General features: G+C 71.8%; 14 protein-coding genes. 5 read left to right on the top strand and 9 right to left on the bottom strand.

What is annotated here, in order from left to right; translation table 11 throughout:
- Nucleotides 1–20 precede the first annotated feature (20 nt).
- Together OB08_RS04015 and OB08_RS04010 are read right to left on the bottom strand one after the other, a co-directional pair.
- Nucleotides 21–1,232: an acetyl-CoA C-acetyltransferase gene (locus OB08_RS04015; RefSeq protein ID WP_461472361.1), complete on the bottom strand. Its 1,212-nt coding sequence runs from the start codon at nt 1,230–1,232 to the stop codon at nt 21–23.
- An 82-nt stretch (nt 1,233–1,314) separates the two neighbouring features.
- Complete coding sequence (locus tag OB08_RS04010) at nt 1,315–1,869, bottom strand: ArsR/SmtB family transcription factor (RefSeq protein ID WP_461472359.1); 555 nt, start codon at nt 1,867–1,869, stop codon at nt 1,315–1,317.
- A 57-nt stretch (nt 1,870–1,926) separates the two neighbouring features.
- Between OB08_RS04010 and OB08_RS04005 the strand changes: the two genes are divergently transcribed.
- A complete protein-coding gene (locus OB08_RS04005) occupies nt 1,927–3,378 on the top strand; it encodes an MFS transporter (RefSeq protein ID WP_461472357.1) in 1,452 nt (483 codons plus the stop codon).
- Between the two features lie 6 nt (nt 3,379–3,384).
- Here OB08_RS04005 and OB08_RS04000 read toward each other — a convergent pair whose 3' ends face one another.
- Nucleotides 3,385–3,852: a class I SAM-dependent methyltransferase gene (locus OB08_RS04000; RefSeq protein ID WP_461472355.1), complete on the bottom strand. Its 468-nt coding sequence runs from the start codon at nt 3,850–3,852 to the stop codon at nt 3,385–3,387.
- Nucleotides 3,853–3,964: 112 nt separating this feature from the next.
- Here OB08_RS04000 and OB08_RS03995 point away from each other — a divergent pair, with 112 nt between their 5' ends.
- Genes OB08_RS03995 through OB08_RS03985 form a run of 3 tightly spaced genes read left to right on the top strand, consistent with a single transcriptional unit; the run spans nt 3,965 to nt 7,048 of the window.
- On the top strand, nt 3,965–5,194 hold the full coding sequence (locus OB08_RS03995; protein ID WP_461472353.1) for a type III polyketide synthase: 1,230 nt from the start codon (nt 3,965–3,967) through the stop codon (nt 5,192–5,194).
- Nucleotides 5,191–5,919: a methyltransferase domain-containing protein gene (locus OB08_RS03990; protein ID WP_461472351.1), complete on the top strand. Its 729-nt coding sequence runs from the start codon at nt 5,191–5,193 to the stop codon at nt 5,917–5,919. The genes OB08_RS03995 and OB08_RS03990 overlap by 4 nt, the downstream gene beginning before the upstream one ends.
- A complete protein-coding gene (locus tag OB08_RS03985; protein ID WP_461472349.1) occupies nt 5,912–7,048 on the top strand; it encodes an FAD-dependent oxidoreductase in 1,137 nt (378 codons plus the stop codon). The genes OB08_RS03990 and OB08_RS03985 overlap by 8 nt, the downstream gene beginning before the upstream one ends.
- A gap of 116 nt (nt 7,049–7,164) precedes the next feature.
- On the opposite strand, the gene OB08_RS03980 is transcribed toward OB08_RS03985, so the two are convergent.
- Both OB08_RS03980 and OB08_RS03975 read right to left on the bottom strand, forming a co-directional pair.
- Nucleotides 7,165–8,007, bottom strand: a complete 843-nt coding sequence (locus OB08_RS03980) for a UbiA family prenyltransferase (protein ID WP_461472347.1) — start codon at nt 8,005–8,007, stop codon at nt 7,165–7,167.
- Nucleotides 8,008–8,077: 70 nt separating this feature from the next.
- On the bottom strand, nt 8,078–10,246 hold the full coding sequence (locus OB08_RS03975; RefSeq protein ID WP_461472345.1) for an ATP-dependent Clp protease ATP-binding subunit: 2,169 nt from the start codon (nt 10,244–10,246) through the stop codon (nt 8,078–8,080).
- Nucleotides 10,247–10,408: 162 nt separating this feature from the next.
- Between OB08_RS03975 and OB08_RS03970 the strand changes: the two genes are divergently transcribed.
- A complete protein-coding gene (locus OB08_RS03970) occupies nt 10,409–12,334 on the top strand; it encodes an alkyl/aryl-sulfatase (protein ID WP_461472343.1) in 1,926 nt (641 codons plus the stop codon).
- A gap of 3 nt (nt 12,335–12,337) precedes the next feature.
- Here OB08_RS03970 and OB08_RS03965 read toward each other — a convergent pair whose 3' ends face one another.
- The 4 genes from OB08_RS03965 to OB08_RS03950 all read right to left on the bottom strand — a co-directional run bounded on the left by OB08_RS03965 (nt 12,338) and on the right by OB08_RS03950 (nt 17,886).
- Nucleotides 12,338–14,008, bottom strand: a complete 1,671-nt coding sequence (locus OB08_RS03965; RefSeq protein WP_461472341.1) for a SulP family inorganic anion transporter — start codon at nt 14,006–14,008, stop codon at nt 12,338–12,340.
- Nucleotides 14,009–14,059: 51 nt separating this feature from the next.
- Nucleotides 14,060–15,085 carry a GlxA family transcriptional regulator gene (locus OB08_RS03960; protein ID WP_461472339.1) on the bottom strand — a complete coding sequence of 342 codons (1,026 nt, stop codon included), beginning with the start codon at nt 15,083–15,085 and terminating at the stop codon, nt 14,060–14,062.
- A 265-nt stretch (nt 15,086–15,350) separates the two neighbouring features.
- Nucleotides 15,351–16,610: a glycosyltransferase gene (locus OB08_RS03955; protein WP_461472337.1), complete on the bottom strand. Its 1,260-nt coding sequence runs from the start codon at nt 16,608–16,610 to the stop codon at nt 15,351–15,353.
- A gap of 4 nt (nt 16,611–16,614) precedes the next feature.
- Nucleotides 16,615–17,886 (bottom strand): glycosyltransferase, encoded by a 1,272-nt coding sequence (locus OB08_RS03950; RefSeq protein ID WP_461472335.1) that lies wholly within the window; start codon nt 17,884–17,886, stop codon nt 16,615–16,617.
- Nucleotides 17,887–17,906 lie beyond the last annotated feature (20 nt).

Raw genomic sequence — 17,906 nt, 5'->3', positions numbered from 1 at the left:
GGTTGTGCCCGGCGATGGGCTCAGAGACGCTCGACCACCGTGGCGACGCCCATGCCGCCGCCGATGCACAGGGTGGCCAGGCCGTACCGGCCGCCGGATCGCTCCAGCTCGTCGACGAGCGTGCCGAGGATCATGGCCCCGGTCGCGCCGAGCGGGTGGCCCATCGCGATCGCGCCGCCGTTGACGTTCGTGCGCTCGTGCGGGAAGTCGCCGAGGTCGCGCATGAGCTTGAGCGCGACCGAGGCGAAGGCCTCGTTGATCTCGACCAGGTCGATGTCGTGGATCGTCAGGCCGGCCCGCTCGAGCGCCAGGTGAGAGGCGGGGCCGGGACCGGTGAGCATGATCGTCGGCTCGCTGCTCACGACAGCGGCCGAGCGGATGCGGGCGCGCGGCGGGAGCCCGTGCCGGGCGCCGGCGGCCTCGCTGCCGATGAGCACGAGGGCGGCTCCGTCGACGATCCCCGACGAGTTGCCCGCGTGGTGCACGTGGTCGATGGCGCCGGCCTGCGGGTACTTCGAGAGCGCGAGCTCGTCGAATCCGGCGGCGCCCATCGCTGCGAACGCCGGGGGCAGGGCGGCGAGGGTGTCGGCGGTCGTCCCGGGGCGGATGGTCTCGTCGCGATCGAGGACGATCCTGCCTTCGGAGTCGGTGACGGGGATGACTGAGCGGGCGAAGCGGTCCTCCTGCCAGGCGCGTGCGGCGCGTTCGTGGGATTCTGCGGCGAAGCGGTCCACGTCTTCGCGCGTGTAGCCCTCGAGTGTCGCGATGAGGTCGGCGCTGATGCCCTGGGGCACCGAGTCCGCGGCGATCGCGGCCGCCCGGTCCGTCGCGAACGGGCTGCCGTCGGAACCCATCGGCACCCGGCTCATGGACTCGACGCCGCCGGCGAGGAAGAGGTCCTCCCACCCGGACCGCACCCGGGCGGCCGCCTGGTTGACGGCCTCGAGACCGGATCCGCAGAAGCGGTTGAGCTGCACGCCCGGGACGGTGTCGGGCAGCCCGGCTGCGAGCGCGGCGACCTTGGCGATGTCGGACCCCTGGTCGCCGAGCGGCGTGACGCAGCCCAGGATGACGTCGTCGATCGCGGCCGGATCGAGCCCCGGGTGTCGGTCGCGGAGCGCGTCGACCAGGCCGACCACGAGTTCGTGCGGCCGCACCGCGTGCAGCGAGCCGGTCGGCTTTCCCTTGCCGCGCGGCGTGCGCACGGCGTCGTAGACGAAGGCCTCGGACATGGCGTCTCCCTCGATCGCTGCTTCCATCGTGCCACCGGACGCAGGGGTCGGGGGGTGTGGTGCCCGTCGGGCGTGGACGAGATCAGGCGTCGCCGGGCGAGGGACCGGAGCCCGGCGGGTTGAGGTCGGGATGGAAGGCGGTGAACACCGAGTAGGTCTCCCCGTCCGGATCGGCCGGGCGGTCCTTGAACTCGACGAGCAGGTCGCGCAGCCGGTCGCGGAACTCCTCGCGATGCTCGGCGTTCAGCTTGAGCCCCAGCCATGTCGTGTCGACCGTCTCGGGGTCGACGCCCTCGATCTGCTGGAGGAACACGTCGACCAGCACGCGGCTGCGCTCGGGCAGCGGCGAGCGCCACGAGAGCCCCGTCGCACGATACGGGACCTCGCGCGCGCCCTGGGCGCCCACCCGGTCGGCCTCGGCGACGAGGAACCCGGTCTGGACGAGCGTGCGCACGTGATGGAGCATCGTGCCGGGGTTGATGCCGAGCAGCTCGGCGAGCTCCTTGTTCGTCCGGGCTTCGAACGCGCAGAGCCTCAGGACGCGCAGGCGCAGCGGCGAGCTCAGCGCCCGCATGCGGGCCTCGGCCTCGGGACCGGTCGCCGGAAGCCTGCCTTGATCGTCCGCGCTCGTTCCCACCCGCCCAGGGTAGACGACTGATTGACAATCCTCAATCAGTCGTCGAAACTGATTGGCATGTCCCAATCACCTGATCGCGCGGACGACGCCGACGTCGACGACATGATCCTGGCCGAGGCGCGGGCCGAGGCATCCGGAACCTCCGCCGCCGCACGCGCGGACGCGGCCGCCGATGCGGACCAGCCCGACGACCCCGCCGACGCGAACCGGCCGGACGACCGCACGCTCCCGAGCCGACCGGCGGCGCCGGTCGGCTCGCTCTGGCGCGACCGCAACTTCCTGACGCTGTGGAGCGGGCAGGCGCTCAGCCAGTTCGGCGCGCAGATCGCAGAGCTCGCCATCCCGGTGCTGGCGGTCCTGCTGCTCAACGCCACCGAGTTCCAGGTCGGGGCGCTCAACGCGGCGAATGTCGCGGCCTTCCTGCTCGTCGGACTGCCGGCAGGCGCGTGGATCGACCGCATGCGCAAGCGCCACGTCATGATCGTCGCCGACCTGGTGCGCGCCGCGGCGCTGGCGCTCGTGCCCCTGCTGTGGACGATGGGCGTGCTGGAGGTGTGGCACCTCATCGCGGTGGCGGTGGTCGTCGGCGTCGCCACCGTGTTCTTCGACGTCTCGTACCAGAGCATCGTCCCGTCGCTCGTGCGCCCGGACCAGATCGCCGAGGCCAACGGCAAGCTGCAGTCGACCTACGAGCTCGCGAACATCGCCGGCCCGGGCATCGGCGGGTGGCTGGTCGGGGTGATCGCGGCGCCGCTCGCGGTGCTGGCGACCGCCGGCACCTACGTCGTGTCGGCCATCGCGCTGATGTTCACGCGCGACCACGAGGAGGCGCACGACCCGACCGAGCGCGGTCCGATCCTGCGCGAGATCTGGGAGGGCCTGCACTTCGTCTTCACCGAGAAGCTGCTGCGGCGGATCGTCGGCACCACCGGCACGTCGAACTTCTTCAACACAGTGTCGACGACGCTGCTCCCCCTGTTCCTGCTGCGCGAACTCGGGTTCAGCCCCGCGTCGCTGGGCCTCATCTTCTCGCTCGCGGCGGTCGGCGGCCTGCTCGGGGCGATGGCGACACCGCACATCGTGAAGCGCATCGGCGAGGCTCGCGCGATCCCGATCAGCGCGCTCGGGTTCAGCTTCGTCGCGCTGCTGCTGCCCGTCGCCGCGCTCACCCCGTCGATCGCGTTCCCGCTGCTCGTGGCGCAGTTCTTCGTGATGAGCTTCACCGTGCTGCTGTACAACATCACGCAGGTGACGTTCCGTCAGCGGATCACCCCGCCGCGGCTGCTCGGCCGCATGAACGCCTCGGTGCGGTTCGTGGTGTGGGGCGTCATGCCCATCGCCGCGCTCCTCGCCGGCGCGCTCGGCACGTGGCTCGGCGTCGTGCCGACGATGTGGATCGGGGCGATCGGCCAGCTGGCATCCGCCGCGTTCGTCGTGTTCGCGCCGTTCTGGACGGTGCGCGAGCTCCCCGACCAGCACACCGCCGCGAGCGCGGGCGACGACGGCTGAGCCGCCTCAGCCCTTCGCCACCGCCGCACGCCCGCGCGCGATTCCGCGCACGGCGAGCACCAGCTGCGCGAGGTAGGCGAGTCCGATCAGCGCCGCGCTGATCGCGAAGAGCGCCGCCGACGTCTGCGCGGTGATGCCCCACCACGCCATGAGCACGGTGTCGAGGGGGCCGCTGTCACCGGCATCCGGAACCGTCAGCGCGCCGAGCAGGAAGCCGAGCCAGAGCACGGCGCTCGCGATGTCGTAGGACAGGCGGGTCGCGCGCTCGCGCCGCACCTCACGGTCGAAGAGCGTGAGGGCCGGCGGCACGAGCAGCAGGGCGATGACGATGAGTCCGTATACGAGGCCGAAGAAGCCCAGCCATCCGACGCCGGCCCCGAGGTTGCCCCGGCCGAGGAAGAAGAACACCGGGAGGAACACGGCGACCGGCCACTGCGCGTAGTAGACGAAGCGGCCGGTTCCCTCGATGTGCATGGTCCGACGGTAGCGCTCCAGGCCGCCCGCGACGACGACGGACGATCAGCACGAACCTGTCGGTTCGCACAAGACCGCCCCGCAGACCCTGCCGGGATGCTTAGGTGTGAGCATGAGCCCGCGCATCGTGTCGATCGGAACAGCCGTCCCGTCGACCCGCGTCGAGCAGGCCACCGCGCGCGATCTGTTCGCCCTGCAGCCCGGCGTCGACCGTCTCACCGCCCGGCTGATCGGCGCGGCGTTCGACGCCGCCGCCATCGAGCACCGGCACACCGTCCTGTCGCAGCTCGGCGACCCGGCACGGGTGCCCGGCGACGAGGGCGCCCGGTTCATCGACGGCGACGGCCGGCTGGTGCGACCGACGACGGGCACGCGGAACGACGTCTACGTGCGGACCGCTCCCGCCCTCTACGCCGAGGCGGCGAGGGCCGCGATGACGGATGCCGCGGTGGAGGCATCCGCCATCACCCACGTCGTGACGGTCTCGTGCACCGGCTTCTTCGCCCCCGGCCCCGACTACCGGCTCGTGCGCGACCTGGGCCTGGACCCGACCGTCGAGCGCTACCACCTGGGCTTCATCGGCTGCGCTGCGGCGATGCCGGGCCTGCGCCTGGCCTCGCGGATCGCCGAGTCCGACCCCGCAGCCGTCGTGCTCGTCGTGTGCGTCGAGCTGTGCACGCTGCACATCCGCCCGTCGCCCGACCCGCAGCAGATCGTGGCGGCGTCGGTGTTCGCCGACGGCGCGGCGGCGGCGATCGTGACGGCCGACCCCGATGCGGGGAGGGCCGGCGGTCTCGAGCTGGACCGCTTCGCCACGGCGCTCACGTCGGAGGGCGAGGCCGACATGGTGTGGACCATCGGCGACCACGGCTTCGAGATGATCCTGTCGGCCGAGGTGCCGCGCATCGTCGGACGCGAGATCCGCGGCGCGGTCGACCGCTTCCTCGCGGGCGAGACGACGCCCGACGTGTGGGCGGTGCATCCGGGCGGGCGCAGCGTGCTCGACCGGGTCGAGGGCGGGCTGGATCTCGCGCCGTCGGCCCTCGACGCGTCGCGGTCGGTCCTGCGCGACTTCGGCAACATGTCGAGTGCGACGATCATGTTCATCCTCGAGCGGATGCTGCGCGACGACGCCGTGGCGGACGGCGCACGCGTCGCCGCCCTCGCATTCGGTCCTGGGCTGACGGTGGAGTCGGCGCTCCTCACCAAGCGTGCGACCTCTCGCGCGGCGTCGCTCGGCGAGCCGGTCGCCGAGCACGCGGCGACCTCCGCGGCGCATGTCGTCGGTGCCGTCGCGGGCGCAGCGGCCGTCGCAGCAGCCGGCGCGGCCGCGGGCGCATGAGCCTCGCCGTCCGCGACCTCGAGCTCGAGGAGCTCATGGACGATCCGGCGTGCGATCCCCGCCGTCTGCGCGCGACGCTGCGGCGCTTCGGCACGATCAACCGCCTGTTCTCCGGCTGGGGCACCACCTATCGCGCCGAGCTCGCGCCGTACCTGGCTGCCCTGGACCGGCCCGCCCGCGTGCTCGACCTCGGCTCGGGCGGGGGCGACCTGGTGCTGCGGCTCGCCGCCCTCGCGGCCCGCGACGGGTTCGACGTGCACTGGACGGGCGTCGATCCCGACCCCCGCTCGCACGAGGTCGCTGTCGCACGCTCGTCGCCGCCGAACGCGGAGTTCCGCATGACGGATGCCGCGACCCTCGTCGCGGCGGGCGAGACGTACGACGTGGTGATCTCCAACCACGTCGTGCACCATCTCGGCGCTGAGGCCCCCACGTTCTTCGCCCAGTCGCGCGAGCTGTCTCACGGGCTGGTCCTGCACAGCGACATCGCCCGCGGCCGCCGGCCGTACGTGCTGTACTCGGTGGCGGTCACGCCGTTCGCGCCCGGAAGCTTCCTGCGCACCGACGGCCTGCGATCGATCCGGCGCAGCTTCACGCAGCACGAACTGCAGCGACTTCTCGACGACGAGGCGCCGGGCGCGTGGTCGGTCGGTCGCCATGCCCCGTTCCGCCTGCTCGCGGTCGGACGCGGAACGGCCCCCGCGCCGGAGCCGCCGCGTGCCTGACGTCGTCGTCATCGGGGCGGGGCCGGTGGGGATGCTGCTGGCGGGCGAGCTCTCGCGCCGCGGAGTCGACGTCGGCCTGTACGAACGCCGCCCCGCCCCCGGCGGAGGCACGCGCGCGATCGGCGTGCACGCGCCCGTGCTCGCCGCGCTCGAACCGGGCGGGATCACCGAGCGCCTGCTGGCCGTCGCCGCCCGCGTCCCGCACGGCGAAGCGAGGTCGCGCGGGCGCACGCTCGGCACGCTCCGGTTCGTCCGCGGATCGACGCGCTTCCCGTTCGTGGCCACGCTGCCGCAGGCGGCGACGGAGTCGGTGCTCGCCGCCGGCGCCCCCGAGCCGACCCGCGGCGCCACGGCGATGTCGATCGCGCCGCGCCCCCAGGGCGTGCGGGTGCGCATCGGGATCGGCGGCCGGCCCACCGAGCTCACGGCTCCGATCGTGGTGGTCGCGACCGGCGCCGGCGGGCGCGACCTGGTCTTCCGCCGTGGCGCGGGGCGCGCGCACGACTACCCCGACCGGTATCTGATGGCGGATGCCGCGGTCGGCGACCGTCCCGACGACGACCTCGCCGTGATCCACCTCGACCCCGCGGGGGTGCTGGAGTCCTTCCCGCTGCCCGACGGGCACCGGCGCTTCGTGGCCTGGGACCGCCCCGGAGCCGACCCGGAGCCGGCCGCGCGTGCGGCCCGGCTGCGCGACGCCGTCGCCGCACGGGGCGAGGGCGAGGCGTCCGTCGCCGACGCGACCGCCTTCGGGGTCCGCCGCTTCGTCGCGCCGCGACTGCGCAACGGCCGGGTGATCGTGATCGGGGATGCCGCGCACGAGGTCAGCCCGATCGGCGGGCAGGGCATGAACCTCGGCCTGCTCGACGCCGCGACCCTCGCACCGCTGCTCGCGACGTGGGTGCGGACCGGCGAGGCCCCCGACGCCGACCTCGCGCGGTGGGAGGCCCGGCGGGTGCGGTCGGCGCGCACCGCCGCACGCCTGGCCGCGGCGAACACCGCGCTCGGCCGGCGCGCTCCTCGGGGTGTGGACGCCGCGCGCAGCGCGCTCGTGCGGGCGATGCTGATCCCGCCCGCCGACCGCGTCTTCGCCCGCGCCTACTCGATGGGCTTCGACGCCGACGCGTGACGCCCGTGCGGAGGGTCGGGCACCCGAGATCGGGCCGAGAGCGCGCAGATCACCGTTTCACCCCCACCGGAACGGTGATTCGCGACCCCTCGGCGCCCCGCGCGGGGGGTCAAGGGTCAGGCGGTCAGGGCGGCGCCGCTCGCGACGAGCTGCGCGGCGAGCAGGAGCGCCGCGAGCATGACGAGGCGGAAGAGGATCCTCCCGGGCGGACGCACGAGCGCACGCACGATCGTCCAGCCGGCGACGAAGGCGACGCCGACGAAGAACACCCACGTCACCGGCGCCACCGCGCCCAGGTCGCCGCCCGAGACGCCCAGCAGCACGGCGATCCCACCGCCGAGCACTGCGGCCGCCGCCGTCACCGCCGACACCCTCGGACCGAGCCGGTGCGGAAGTCCCCGCACGCCGGTGCGGGCGTCGTCCTCGAGGTCGGGCAGCACATTGGTGAGGTGCACGGCGGCGCCGAGAGCCGCACCCGCGACCCATGCCCAGCCCGGGGCGAACGACGGCTCCGGCGCCGAGAGCGTCGCGAGCGAGGGGAAGATCCCGAAGCTCACCAGGAAGGGCACGATCGAGAAGACGCTCGACTTCAGCCCGGCGTTGTACGCCCAGGCCGAACCGAGGAAGAGCGCGTGGGCCGCCAGCATCCGCCACCCGAGCGGAGCTGACAGCACGAGCGCGAGAATCAGGCAAGCGGATGCCGCCGCCCACGCCGTCCGCAGCGACACGTCCCCGCGGGCGAGCGGCTTGTCGGTGCGCCCGACGGCGCGGTCGCGGTCGGCGTCGAGGGCGTCGTTCGAGATGCCGACCGAGAGCTGCCCGGCGAAGACCGCGAGCGTCAGCAGCGCGAGACGCCACGGCGCGAGACCGACGGCGAGCCCGAGCGTGAGCGCGAGGACGCTGACCACGACCGTCGGCCCGGGATGGGTCGACCCCCACAGGGCCCGGACGTTGCGCACCGTCCGATGCTCTCACGCCGCCTCGCCGAAGCACCCCGGGTTGCGCCGACCTGCCGGAGACCCGCGGCGGTCAGTCGGTCGCGGGCGAGGGCCCCTCGCTCACCAGCGTGAGGCCCGAGCCGTCGGCGGCGACGTCGACCCGCACCGTGTCGCCGTCGTGCACGCCGCCGCCCAGTATCGCCATCGCCAGGCGGTCCTGGATCTCGGACTGGATCAGCCGGCGCAGCGGGCGCGCGCCGAACACCGGGTCGTAGCCGCGCTCGGCGAGCCAGGCACGGGCATCCGGAGTCACGGCCAGCGTCAGCCGCCGGTCCTTGAGCCGGCGCTGGAGCGCGAACACGGCGAGCTCGACGATCTGCGCGAGGTCGTCCTCGGTCAGCGCCTGGAAGATCACGATGTCGTCGAGGCGGTTGACGAACTCCGGCTTGAACGCCTGGCGCACGAGCCCCTGCACCTGCTCGCGCTTCTGCTCGGTCGACAGCGTCGGGTCGATGAGGATCGGCGAGCCGAGGTTCGAGGTGAGGATCAGGATCACGTTCTTGAAGTCGACCGTGCGGCCCTGCCCGTCCGTCAGCCGGCCGTCGTCCATGACCTGCAGCAGCACGTCGAACACCTCGGGATGCGCCTTCTCGACCTCGTCGAGCAGCACGACCGAGTACGGCCGGCGGCGCACGGCCTCGGTCAGCTGGCCGCCCTGCTCGTAGCCGATGTATCCGGGAGGGGCGCCGACGAGCCTCGATACCGAGTGCTTCTCGCCGTACTCCGACATGTCGATGCGCACCATCGCGTGCTCGTCGTCGAACAGGAACTCGGCGAGCGCCTTCGCGAGCTCGGTCTTGCCGACGCCGGTCGGCCCGAGGAACAGGAACGACCCGGTGGGCCGATTGGGGTCGCTGATGCCCGCGCGCGAGCGGCGCACGGCGTCGGACACGGCCTTCACCGCCTCCTTCTGCCCGATGAGGCGGCGGCCGAGCTCCGTCTCGAGATGCAGCAGCTTCTCGGTCTCGCCCTGCAGCAGCCTGCCGACCGGGATGCCCGTCCACGCGGCGATGACGGCGGCGATGTCCTCGTCGGTGACCTGCTCGTTGACCATGCGGTCCTCGGGGGCGATGACCTCGGTGCGCTCCGCCTCGGCGATCTCGAGCTGGAGCCGCTTGATCGTCTCGTACTCGAGCTTCGACGCCCGCGCGTAGTCCGCTTCGCGCAGCGCGCGGTCGCGCTCGGTGACGGCCTCCTCGAGCTGCTTCTTCAGCTCGCCGACGCGGTTGAGGCTCGACCGCTCGCGCTCCCAGCGCTGCTCGAGCGCCGAGAGTTCGGCCTCGGCGGTGGCCATGTGCTCGCGCAGCGCCCCGAGTCGCTCCTTCGAGGCGTCGTCCTTCTCCTTCTTGAGCGCGAGCTCCTCCAGTCGCATGCGGTCGAGCTGACGGCGGAGCTGGTCGATCTCGAGCGGGCTGGAGTCGATCTCCATCTTGAGCCGGCTCATCGCCTCGTCGATCAGGTCGATCGCCTTGTCGGGCAGCTGACGGCTCGGGATGTAGCGATTCGAGAGGGATGCCGCGGCGACGAGCGCACCGTCGGTGATGGTCACCCCGTGGTGTGCCTCGTAGCGCCCCTTGAGCCCGCGCAGGATCGCGACGGTGTCCTCGACGCTGGGCTCGCCGACGTAGACCTGCTGGAAGCGACGCTCGAGCGCAGCATCCTTCTCGATGAACTCGCGGTACTCGTTGAGCGTCGTCGCACCGATGAGGCGCAGCTCGCCGCGCGCGAGCATGGGCTTGAGCATGTTCGACGCCGCGACCGAGCCCTCGCCGCCGCCGGCGCCCATGAGTACGTGCAGCTCGTCGATGAACGTGATGATGCGCCCGTCGGACTCGGTGATCTCCTTGAGGACGCTCTTGAGGCGCTCCTCGAACTGGCCGCGGTACATCGCGCCGGCGACGAGGGCGGAGATGTCGAGCGTGACGAGCTCCTTGTCCTTGAGCGACTCGGCGACGTCACCCGCGACGATGCGCTGTGCGAGCCCCTCGACGACGGCCGTCTTGCCGACGCCGGGCTCGCCGATGAGCACCGGGTTGTTCTTCGTGCGGCGGGTCAGCACCTGACTGACCCGGCGGATCTCGCTGTCGCGCCCGATGACGGGATCGAGCTTGCCCTGGCGGGCGCGGTCGGTGAGGTTGATGCCGAACTGCTCGAGAGCGCTCCGCGCGTCCTCCTGCCCGGGCTGCTGAGTGGCGTTCATGCGTCTCCTGACGTGCGCATTGGGAAAACTTGAGTCGTCGTGACTCAAGTTTAGCAGTCTCGCCACCGGTGCGGGAGAGGGAGCAGGAACTTCGTCCGCGCGATGGCACGCACGACGGTCGACGGCTACCGTGAAAGCGCCGCCCCCATCGAAGGAGCCGACATGGCCGAAGATCCCACCCTCGCCCCCAAACCCGCGACGAGCCACACGGCACGGGCCAACGCCGCTGCCGCAGCCGGGCTTCCCCTCTCGGACCGACGAGACTACGACGACGGCGCGCGCGGCTTCATCGCGACGATCGACGACCCCGTCATCCGCCGCGCAGACGGCATCCCGGTCATCGACGTGTCGGGCCACGACTTCGTGCTCGACTCCGAAGCGCCCGACACGGTCCACCCGAGCCTGTGGCGGCACGCCCAGGTCAACCACCCCCACGGGCTCTTCGAGGTGACCGCCGGCATCTACCAGGTGCGCGGCCTCGACCTGTCGAACGTGACCTTCGTCGAGGGCGACGAGGGCGTCATCGTGATCGATCCGCTCGTGTACTTCGAGACCGCGCAGGCGGCGCTCGCGCTGTACCGTGCCCACCGCGGCGACCGCCCTGTGACGGCCCTGATCTACACGCACAGCCACGCCGACCACTACGGCGGCTCGCGCGCCATCGTGAGCCAGGAGGATGTCGACGGCGGCCGGGTCCCGGTCATCGCGCCGGAGGGCTTCCTCTACGAGGCGGTCGCCGAGAACGTCTACGCCGGCAACGCCATGACCCGGCGCGCGACCTACATGTACGGGCCGATGATCCCACCTGGACCCCGCGGCCACGTCAACGCCGGACTCGCGAACGCCCTGTCGAATCTGGGTGCGTCGACGCTCGTCGCGCCGACCGACCTCGTGAAGGACACCGGCGAGACCCGCACGGTCGACGGTGTGGAGATGGTGTTCCAGATGGCGCCGGGCACCGAGGCGCCGTCGGAGTTCCTCATCCACTTCCCCCGGCATCGCGCGCTGTGCGCGGCGGAGGACGCGACGCACACCCTGCACAACCTCTACACGCTCCGCGGCGCGCAGGTGCGCGACGCCGCGACGTGGTGGAAGACGCTCAACGAGACGATCCGGCTGTTCGGCGAGAACACCGACGTCGTCTTCGCGCAGCACCATTGGCCGCGCTGGGGCACCGACGACATCGTGGCCTACCTCGAGAACCAGCGGGATCTGTACAAGTTCCTCCACGACCGCGTTCTGCACCTCGCGAACAAGGGCGAGACGATGCTCGAGATCGCGGAGCAGCTCGAGCTGCCGCCGGCGCTGTCGGCGCAGTGGTACAACCGCGACTACTACGGCTCGGTCAGCCACAACGCCAAAGCCGTGTACCAGCGCTATCTCGGCTGGTACGACTCGAACCCCGCGCACCTCCACGGCCTGCCGCCCGCCGAGGTCGGCGCGCGGTACGTCGCGCTCGCAGGCGGCGCGGACGCGCTGCTCGACGCGGGGCGTGCGGCGTTCGAGGCCGGCGATTACCGGTGGGCGGCCGAACTGCTCTCGCACCTCGTCTTCGCCGACCCCGGCAACCGCGAGGCAGCGCTCCTGCAGGCCGACACCCTCGAGCAGCTCGGCTACCAGTGCGAGAACCCGACGTGGCGCAACGAGTACCTCATGGGAGCCCAAGAGCTGCGCGGCGGCGTGAAGGACCTCGGCACCATCCAGCTGGCCACCCTCGACGTGCTCGGCGCGATGCCGCCCGAGATGATCTTCGACTTCATGGGGATCAAGCTCGACGCGCGGCGGGCGGAGGCTGCGGCATCCCGCATCCAGTGGTCGTTGACGGATGCCGCGGACGGCGACCCCTCGACGTATGCGCTCGAGCTGCGCAACGGATGCCTGATCTACACGCCCGGCAAGGAGCTCGAGGCGGCCGACGCCCGCGTCACCTCCACCCGGGGCGACCTCGCGAAAGCGGTGTTCGGCGCCGCCGGCGCCCAAGGGTCGCCGGTCGACGCGATGGCGGTCGACGGCGATCGCGACGCGGTCGCCCGCCTGTTCTCGCTGCTCGAGGACTTCCCGTTCTGGTTCCCGATCGCCGGGCCCTGACCCTCACGCGCGCCGCGCGATCTCATCACTCGCGTCGTCGTAGGCGCGGCGGAGCGTCTCACCGACCCACTCTGAGCTCCGGTAGACGTTCGCCTCGCCGATGTCGCCGGTGAGTCCCCCGGCGGCCAGCGCCTCGATGACCCGGTCCTCCGTCGCGACGACCTTGAGGCTCGAGTCGGCGTCCCGCAGGGCGTGCGCGAATCGCCGCAGCACGTCGACGAGGGAGAGCCCGATCTGGTCGGTGCCGCGCAGCCGCACGATGACGACGGCGTTGCGGGATGCGCGACTCACCTCGGGGAGCTGCTTCTCGAAGATCGGCGAGCTGGCGAAGAAGAGGCTGCCGTAGGGCTGGAGCACGAGCACCTCTCCGGCCGGCACGACCGCGGGCGGGTCGGATTCGCGCAGGCGGCCGCCCGGCTCCACGTGCACGGCGCGCACGCGCACCCGGTTGGACTGCTGGCCGACGTAGAGGATGATCCCGAGCCCGACGCCGGCGAGCACCGCGAACTGCAGCGGGATGATGAGCGTGAGCCCGAAGGTCACGGCCATGATCGCGGTCGGCAGCGGGCCGGACTTGATGACCGAGTAGACGCGGCTGGGCTTGATCGCGCCGAACCCGACGACCATGAGCAGACCGGCGAGGGCCGGCATCGCGACGTAGGCGACGAGGTCGGACGCGAGGAAGACGACCACGGCCATCACCGCAGCGGCGATGAACAGGGCCAGCCGGGTCTTCGCGCCGGACTGCACGATGATCGACGATCCCGACATCGACCCGCCCACCGGCATTCCCTGGAAGAGTCCCGACACGACGTTGCCGGCACCCTGGCCGATGAAGTCGCGGTTCGCGTTCGCGGGCCGGCCGTCGGTCGTCGGGATGCCGGCCGAGACGGCGGCGCCCTGCACGAGGCCGATGAATGCGAGGGACACCGCCGGCACGAGCAGGACCGGGATGTCGGCGACACTCGGCAGCACGGGTGCCGGGAGGCCGCGGGGCACGTCGACGATGTCGCGCAGCTGTGCGACGGGATCGCCGACCCACAGGTTCAGGAGGACGGCGCAGACCGATCCCGCGACGACGGCGACGACGAGACCGAGGCTGCCCACGCGAGTGGGGCGCAGCACGACGATGAGCAGGATCGTGATGGTGCCGACGACCACGGACGCGACGCTCCACTGGCCGATGTGCAGGAGCACGTCGAAGGTCTTGAGCAGGCGGTTCGCCCCGCGGCCCGGGTAGCCGGTGAAGTTCGAGAACTGGCCGAGGATGATGTTCACGCCGATCGCGGTGATGAACCCGGTCATCACCGCCGTCGGCACGAAGCTCACGAGCCGGCCCGCCCGCAGGATGCCGGCGACGATCATCACGACCCCGGTGAGGATCGCGAGCGTGAACAGCGCGCGGTCCGGGTCGGGGCGGCTCGCCAGGTCGGCGTCCGACACCACCAGCGCCATCGCGCTCGTCGCCTGCACCGCCATGAACGCGCTGCTGGTGAAGAACGCCGCCCCCGCCATGCCGAAGAGGTACGCGTAGAGGCCCGCGAGCGGATTGACGCCGGCGAGCAGCCCCGCGGCCAGACCGTCGGGGACCGCCTCGATGCCGAGCACCAGGCCGGCCGCGGCATCCTTCCCCGTCGTCTTGCGGGAGAACCACCGCCTCGGATCGATCCGCACGCTCACACCGTAGCGACCCGCACCGCCGGGGGCGTCGCCCGCGGCGGGTGGTTACGCGACCGGTTCGAGCACCGCTTCGCGTGCCGTCGCGGCGTCGACCCCCGCCGCCTCCATCGCCTCGCGCGTGCAGCAGAACCGCGCGCGATACGCGGTGGGGGTGGTGTCGAGCACGCGGGCGAAGTTCTGGCGCAGCACCGCCGCCGAGCCGAACCCGCTCTCGTACGCGATGCGGTCGAGCCCCAGGTCGGTCTTCTCGAGGAGCCGCTGCGCGTGGATGATGCGCTGGCGCGCGAGCCAGGCGGCGGGCGTCGCTCCGTAGTCGGCCTTGAACCGCCGCGCGAACGTGCGCGGCGACATGTGCGCCTTGGCGGCGAGCTGATCGACGGTGAGGTCGAGGCGCAGGTTCTCGAGCATCCAGTCGGTCACGGGCGCGAGCGACAGCGACGCCACCTCGGGGAGCGGCCGGTCGATGAACTGCGCCTGGCCGCCGTCGCGCTGCGGCGGCACGACCATGCGCCGCGCGATCTTGTTGGTCAGCTCGGCGCCGAGCTCCTGTCGCAGCAGGTGCAGGCACGCGTCGAGGCCGGCGGCGGTGCCGGCGCTCGTGATGATGCGGCCGTCCTGCACGTACAGCACGTCGGGGTCGACGTCGACCTCGGGGTACATGCGCGCCATGGCGTCGGCGTACATCCAGTGCGTCGTCGCCTTGCGGCCGTCGAGCACGCCCGAGGCAGCGACGACGAACGATCCGCTGCAGACGCTCAGAACCCACGCGTCGCGGGCCACGGCATGGCGGATGACATCGCCCACGCGCTCGTCGGACGTGCTGCGCGCCCAGTACTGGCGCGGCGTCGGCGAGACGACGACGAGGTCGGCTTCGTAGGCGAACGACAGGTCGAGGTCGACGTTGATCGAGAATCCCATCTTCGACTGAACCGCACCCGGATCGGGCGTGACGATGCGGAAGTCGAAGTTCGGGATCCCGTCCTCGGTGCGGTCGAGGCCGAACGCCTCGCACGCGACTCCGAACTCGAACGGGGCGAACCCGTCCTGCACGATGACGGCGACCGTCTTCATGGCGAACCTCCTGCGTCGGGGTGTGGCAGTTTTCGTACGATGCGTGTCCATCCTGCCACTGTTGGCAGTCCCAGCGCAAGCGTAGCGTTTCTGCCATGTTCATGGTGATTCTTCTCGCAGCACTGTCCGCTGTCGCGGTCGCCTCGACGATCACGGCACTCCGCAACGACGGCTACCACCGTCTCCCCACAGATCCGGCACGCCTCCCCTGACCCTCGTCCCTCCCCGGCCCGCCGTCGCTCGCGACGCGGGTCGGGTGGGCAGGTCAGCGGGTGGTGATCCGCTCGTAGACCTCGATCATCGCCGCCGTCCGCGACGACTGCCGGAACCGGTCGCGGATGGTCGGGTCGACCTCCACCGGCGTACCCGCGTCGATGTCGGCCACCGCCACCCGCAGCGCATCAGCGAGCGCGCCGGACGAGGCATCCGCCGTCTTCCCGTCGCCGACGGGCCAGAACCCCGCGCCCAGCTCGGCCCCGATGTCAGGGTCGCTGATGATCGACGGGGTGCCGAGCGATGCGGCCTCGAAGGGCGTCATGCCCTGCGTCTCGAAGCCGATCGACGTCTGCACCACGGCGTCCGCGGCGGCGATGCGTCGCAGCGTCTCGGCGTACGGCAGTCGCCCCGAGAAGGCGACGGATGCCGCGGGCCGGCGCTTCTCGACGAGCCGCTGCGCGGCTGCCAGCTGACCCCCGCCCCCGATCACCTCGACGTGGGCGCGCACGCCCGAGTCGGCGAGCGCCTCGAGGAACGGCAGCAGGCGCTTCTCGGGGCTCATGCGGCCGAGCCACACGAGCCTCGCGGGTCCTGGGGCGCGCTCGGCGGGAGCCGCCGTCAGCGTCGCGTCGAGGATCTCGTCGTCGATCCCGTTCCACACGACATCGACGCGCGAGCCGTGCGAGTGCAGATCCAGGATGCTGCGCGCACCGCCCGGCAGCACGCCATGCTCTTCGAGCCTGCGTGCGAAATGGGCCGACGGTGCCGTGACGGCATGAGAGCGTCCCGCGAAGCGGCGGAGGTACGCCCAGCCGTCGCCGCCCTCGGCGTCGGCGCTCGACTGCACGCCGAGCGCCCGCCGCTGCCACGCATTCAGGGTCCGCAGCACCAGCGCCGGGAAGGGCATCGTCGCCTCGATCCCCACGTCGAGCCGGTTGTGCATCGTGTGGACCACGGGCAAGCCGTGCCGGGCGGCGTAGCGGTGCCCGATGAACGCGCCCCAGAAGTCGGCCTGCACGTGCACCACGTCGACGGCGGGACGGGCGGCGAGCGCGGCATCCACCCACCGGTCGGTGCTCCCGCCGGGCCACGACGTCGAGTACTCGCGGTCCGCGGTGATCGGCATCGACGGCATGTCGAGGTACGCGGCATCCGGCGCGATCTCCTTGCCGCGCGGACCGTGCACGGACGGCGCGACGATCGTGACGGTGTGCCCGGCGAGCTCGAGGAACCGGCGCTGCAGGCGCATCGACACCTGCGCCCCGCCGAGGGTCTCGACGTGCTGGTCGCCGAACATCACGACGTGCACGGCGCTACTCCGGCAGCGGTTCGTCGCGGTAGAGCGCCTCGAACGTGTCGAGCGTGCGCCGGATGTCGTGCACCTTCACGCCGTCGAGGGACGCCTGCTGCATGCGCAGGCGCTCGTCGGGGGGAAGCGTGAGCACCTTCGTGAGCTTCGCGGCGAGGTCGTCGACGTCACCCGGCGTGAAGAGGTACCCGTTCTCGCCGTCGTGCACGAGGTGCGGCAGCGCGACCGCGTCGGCGGCCACGATCGGCAGCCCGGACGCCATCGCCTCCATCGTCGCGATCGACTGCAGCTCGGCGATCGACGCGATCACGAACACGCTCGCGTTCGTGAGGAACGCGGTGAGCTGCTCGTCGGTGGTGTGACCGTGGAAGGTGACGCGGTCCGACAGCCCGAGCTCGCGCGTGAGCTCCTCGAGATTGCGGCGCTGGTCGCCCTTGCCCACGATGTCGAACGTCACGTTCAGCGCGGGGTCGAGGGCGGCCATCGCGCGCAGCACGACGTCGATCTGCTTCTCGGTCGTGAGCCGTCCGACGAAGACCATGCGGTGCGCGTCGCGCGGCGTGAGGTCGGCGGTGTAGTTCGCCGCGTCGATGCCGCAGCTCACAGGGATCACGTTCTCGATCTCGATCGTGCGCTCGAGGAACTCGGCGGCCTTGCGCGTGGGCGTCGTGACCGCGCGGGTCATGTCGAAGGTGCGCTTGGCGTCCTCCCACGCGAGCTTGATCGCGTATCGCGTCCACGACGCGGGGAGCACGGTGAAGTCGAGGACGTTCTCGGCCATCACGTGGTTCGTGGCGACGACGGGGATGCCGCGCTTGCGAGCCTCGCGCGTGAGGCCGCGCCCGATCACGATGTGCGACTGGCTGTGCACGACGTCCGGCTTGACCGTGTCGAGCACGCGTCGCGCATAGTGCTTCGAGCGGAAGGGCATCACGAAGGTCAGCCAGTCGTGGGGATACCACCGCCACGACGGAATGCGGTGCATCGTCATGGGCTCACCCTCGATCACCTCGGTGAAGGTGCCGTGCTGCCGATGGGTCGCGCTCGGGGCCATGACGTGCACGTCGTGACCGCGCTTGACCAGACCGGCGGCGAGCCGCTCGGCGAAGCGCGCCGCGCCGTTGACGTGCGGCAGCCAGGTGTCGGCGCCGATGAGGATCTTCAGCGGCGGCTTGCCCGCGGCATCGTCGGGCGAATCGTCGTCGGGGGCGGGCGTCACGGACTCGGTCACGGGGATGCGGGGGCCTGTCTGTGCGGCGGGGAGCGCGGCGGACATGGGGGTGATCGCGCGTTCTC

The sequence above is a fragment of the Microbacterium sp. HJ5 genome (assembly GCF_054824025.1).
Note: the sequence above shows the minus strand (reverse complement) of the source record. Positions and strands in the feature narration are given on the sequence as shown.

Coding starts and splice junctions, on each gene's coding strand:
- OB08_RS04015 (WP_461472361.1), bottom strand. CDS start 1,232: ATGTCCGAGGCCTTCGTCTACGACGCCGTGCGCACGCCGCGCGGCAAG.
- OB08_RS04005 (WP_461472357.1), top strand. CDS start 1,927: ATGTCCCAATCACCTGATCGCGCGGACGACGCCGACGTCGACGACATG.
- OB08_RS04000 (WP_461472355.1), bottom strand. CDS start 3,852: ATGCACATCGAGGGAACCGGCCGCTTCGTCTACTACGCGCAGTGGCCG.
- OB08_RS03995 (WP_461472353.1), top strand. CDS start 3,965: ATGAGCCCGCGCATCGTGTCGATCGGAACAGCCGTCCCGTCGACCCGC.
- OB08_RS03990 (WP_461472351.1), top strand. CDS start 5,191: ATGAGCCTCGCCGTCCGCGACCTCGAGCTCGAGGAGCTCATGGACGAT.
- OB08_RS03975 (WP_461472345.1), bottom strand. CDS start 10,246: ATGAACGCCACTCAGCAGCCCGGGCAGGAGGACGCGCGGAGCGCTCTC.
- OB08_RS03970 (WP_461472343.1), top strand. CDS start 10,409: ATGGCCGAAGATCCCACCCTCGCCCCCAAACCCGCGACGAGCCACACG.
- OB08_RS03960 (WP_461472339.1), bottom strand. CDS start 15,085: ATGAAGACGGTCGCCGTCATCGTGCAGGACGGGTTCGCCCCGTTCGAG.
- OB08_RS03950 (WP_461472335.1), bottom strand. CDS start 17,886: ATGTCCGCCGCGCTCCCCGCCGCACAGACAGGCCCCCGCATCCCCGTG.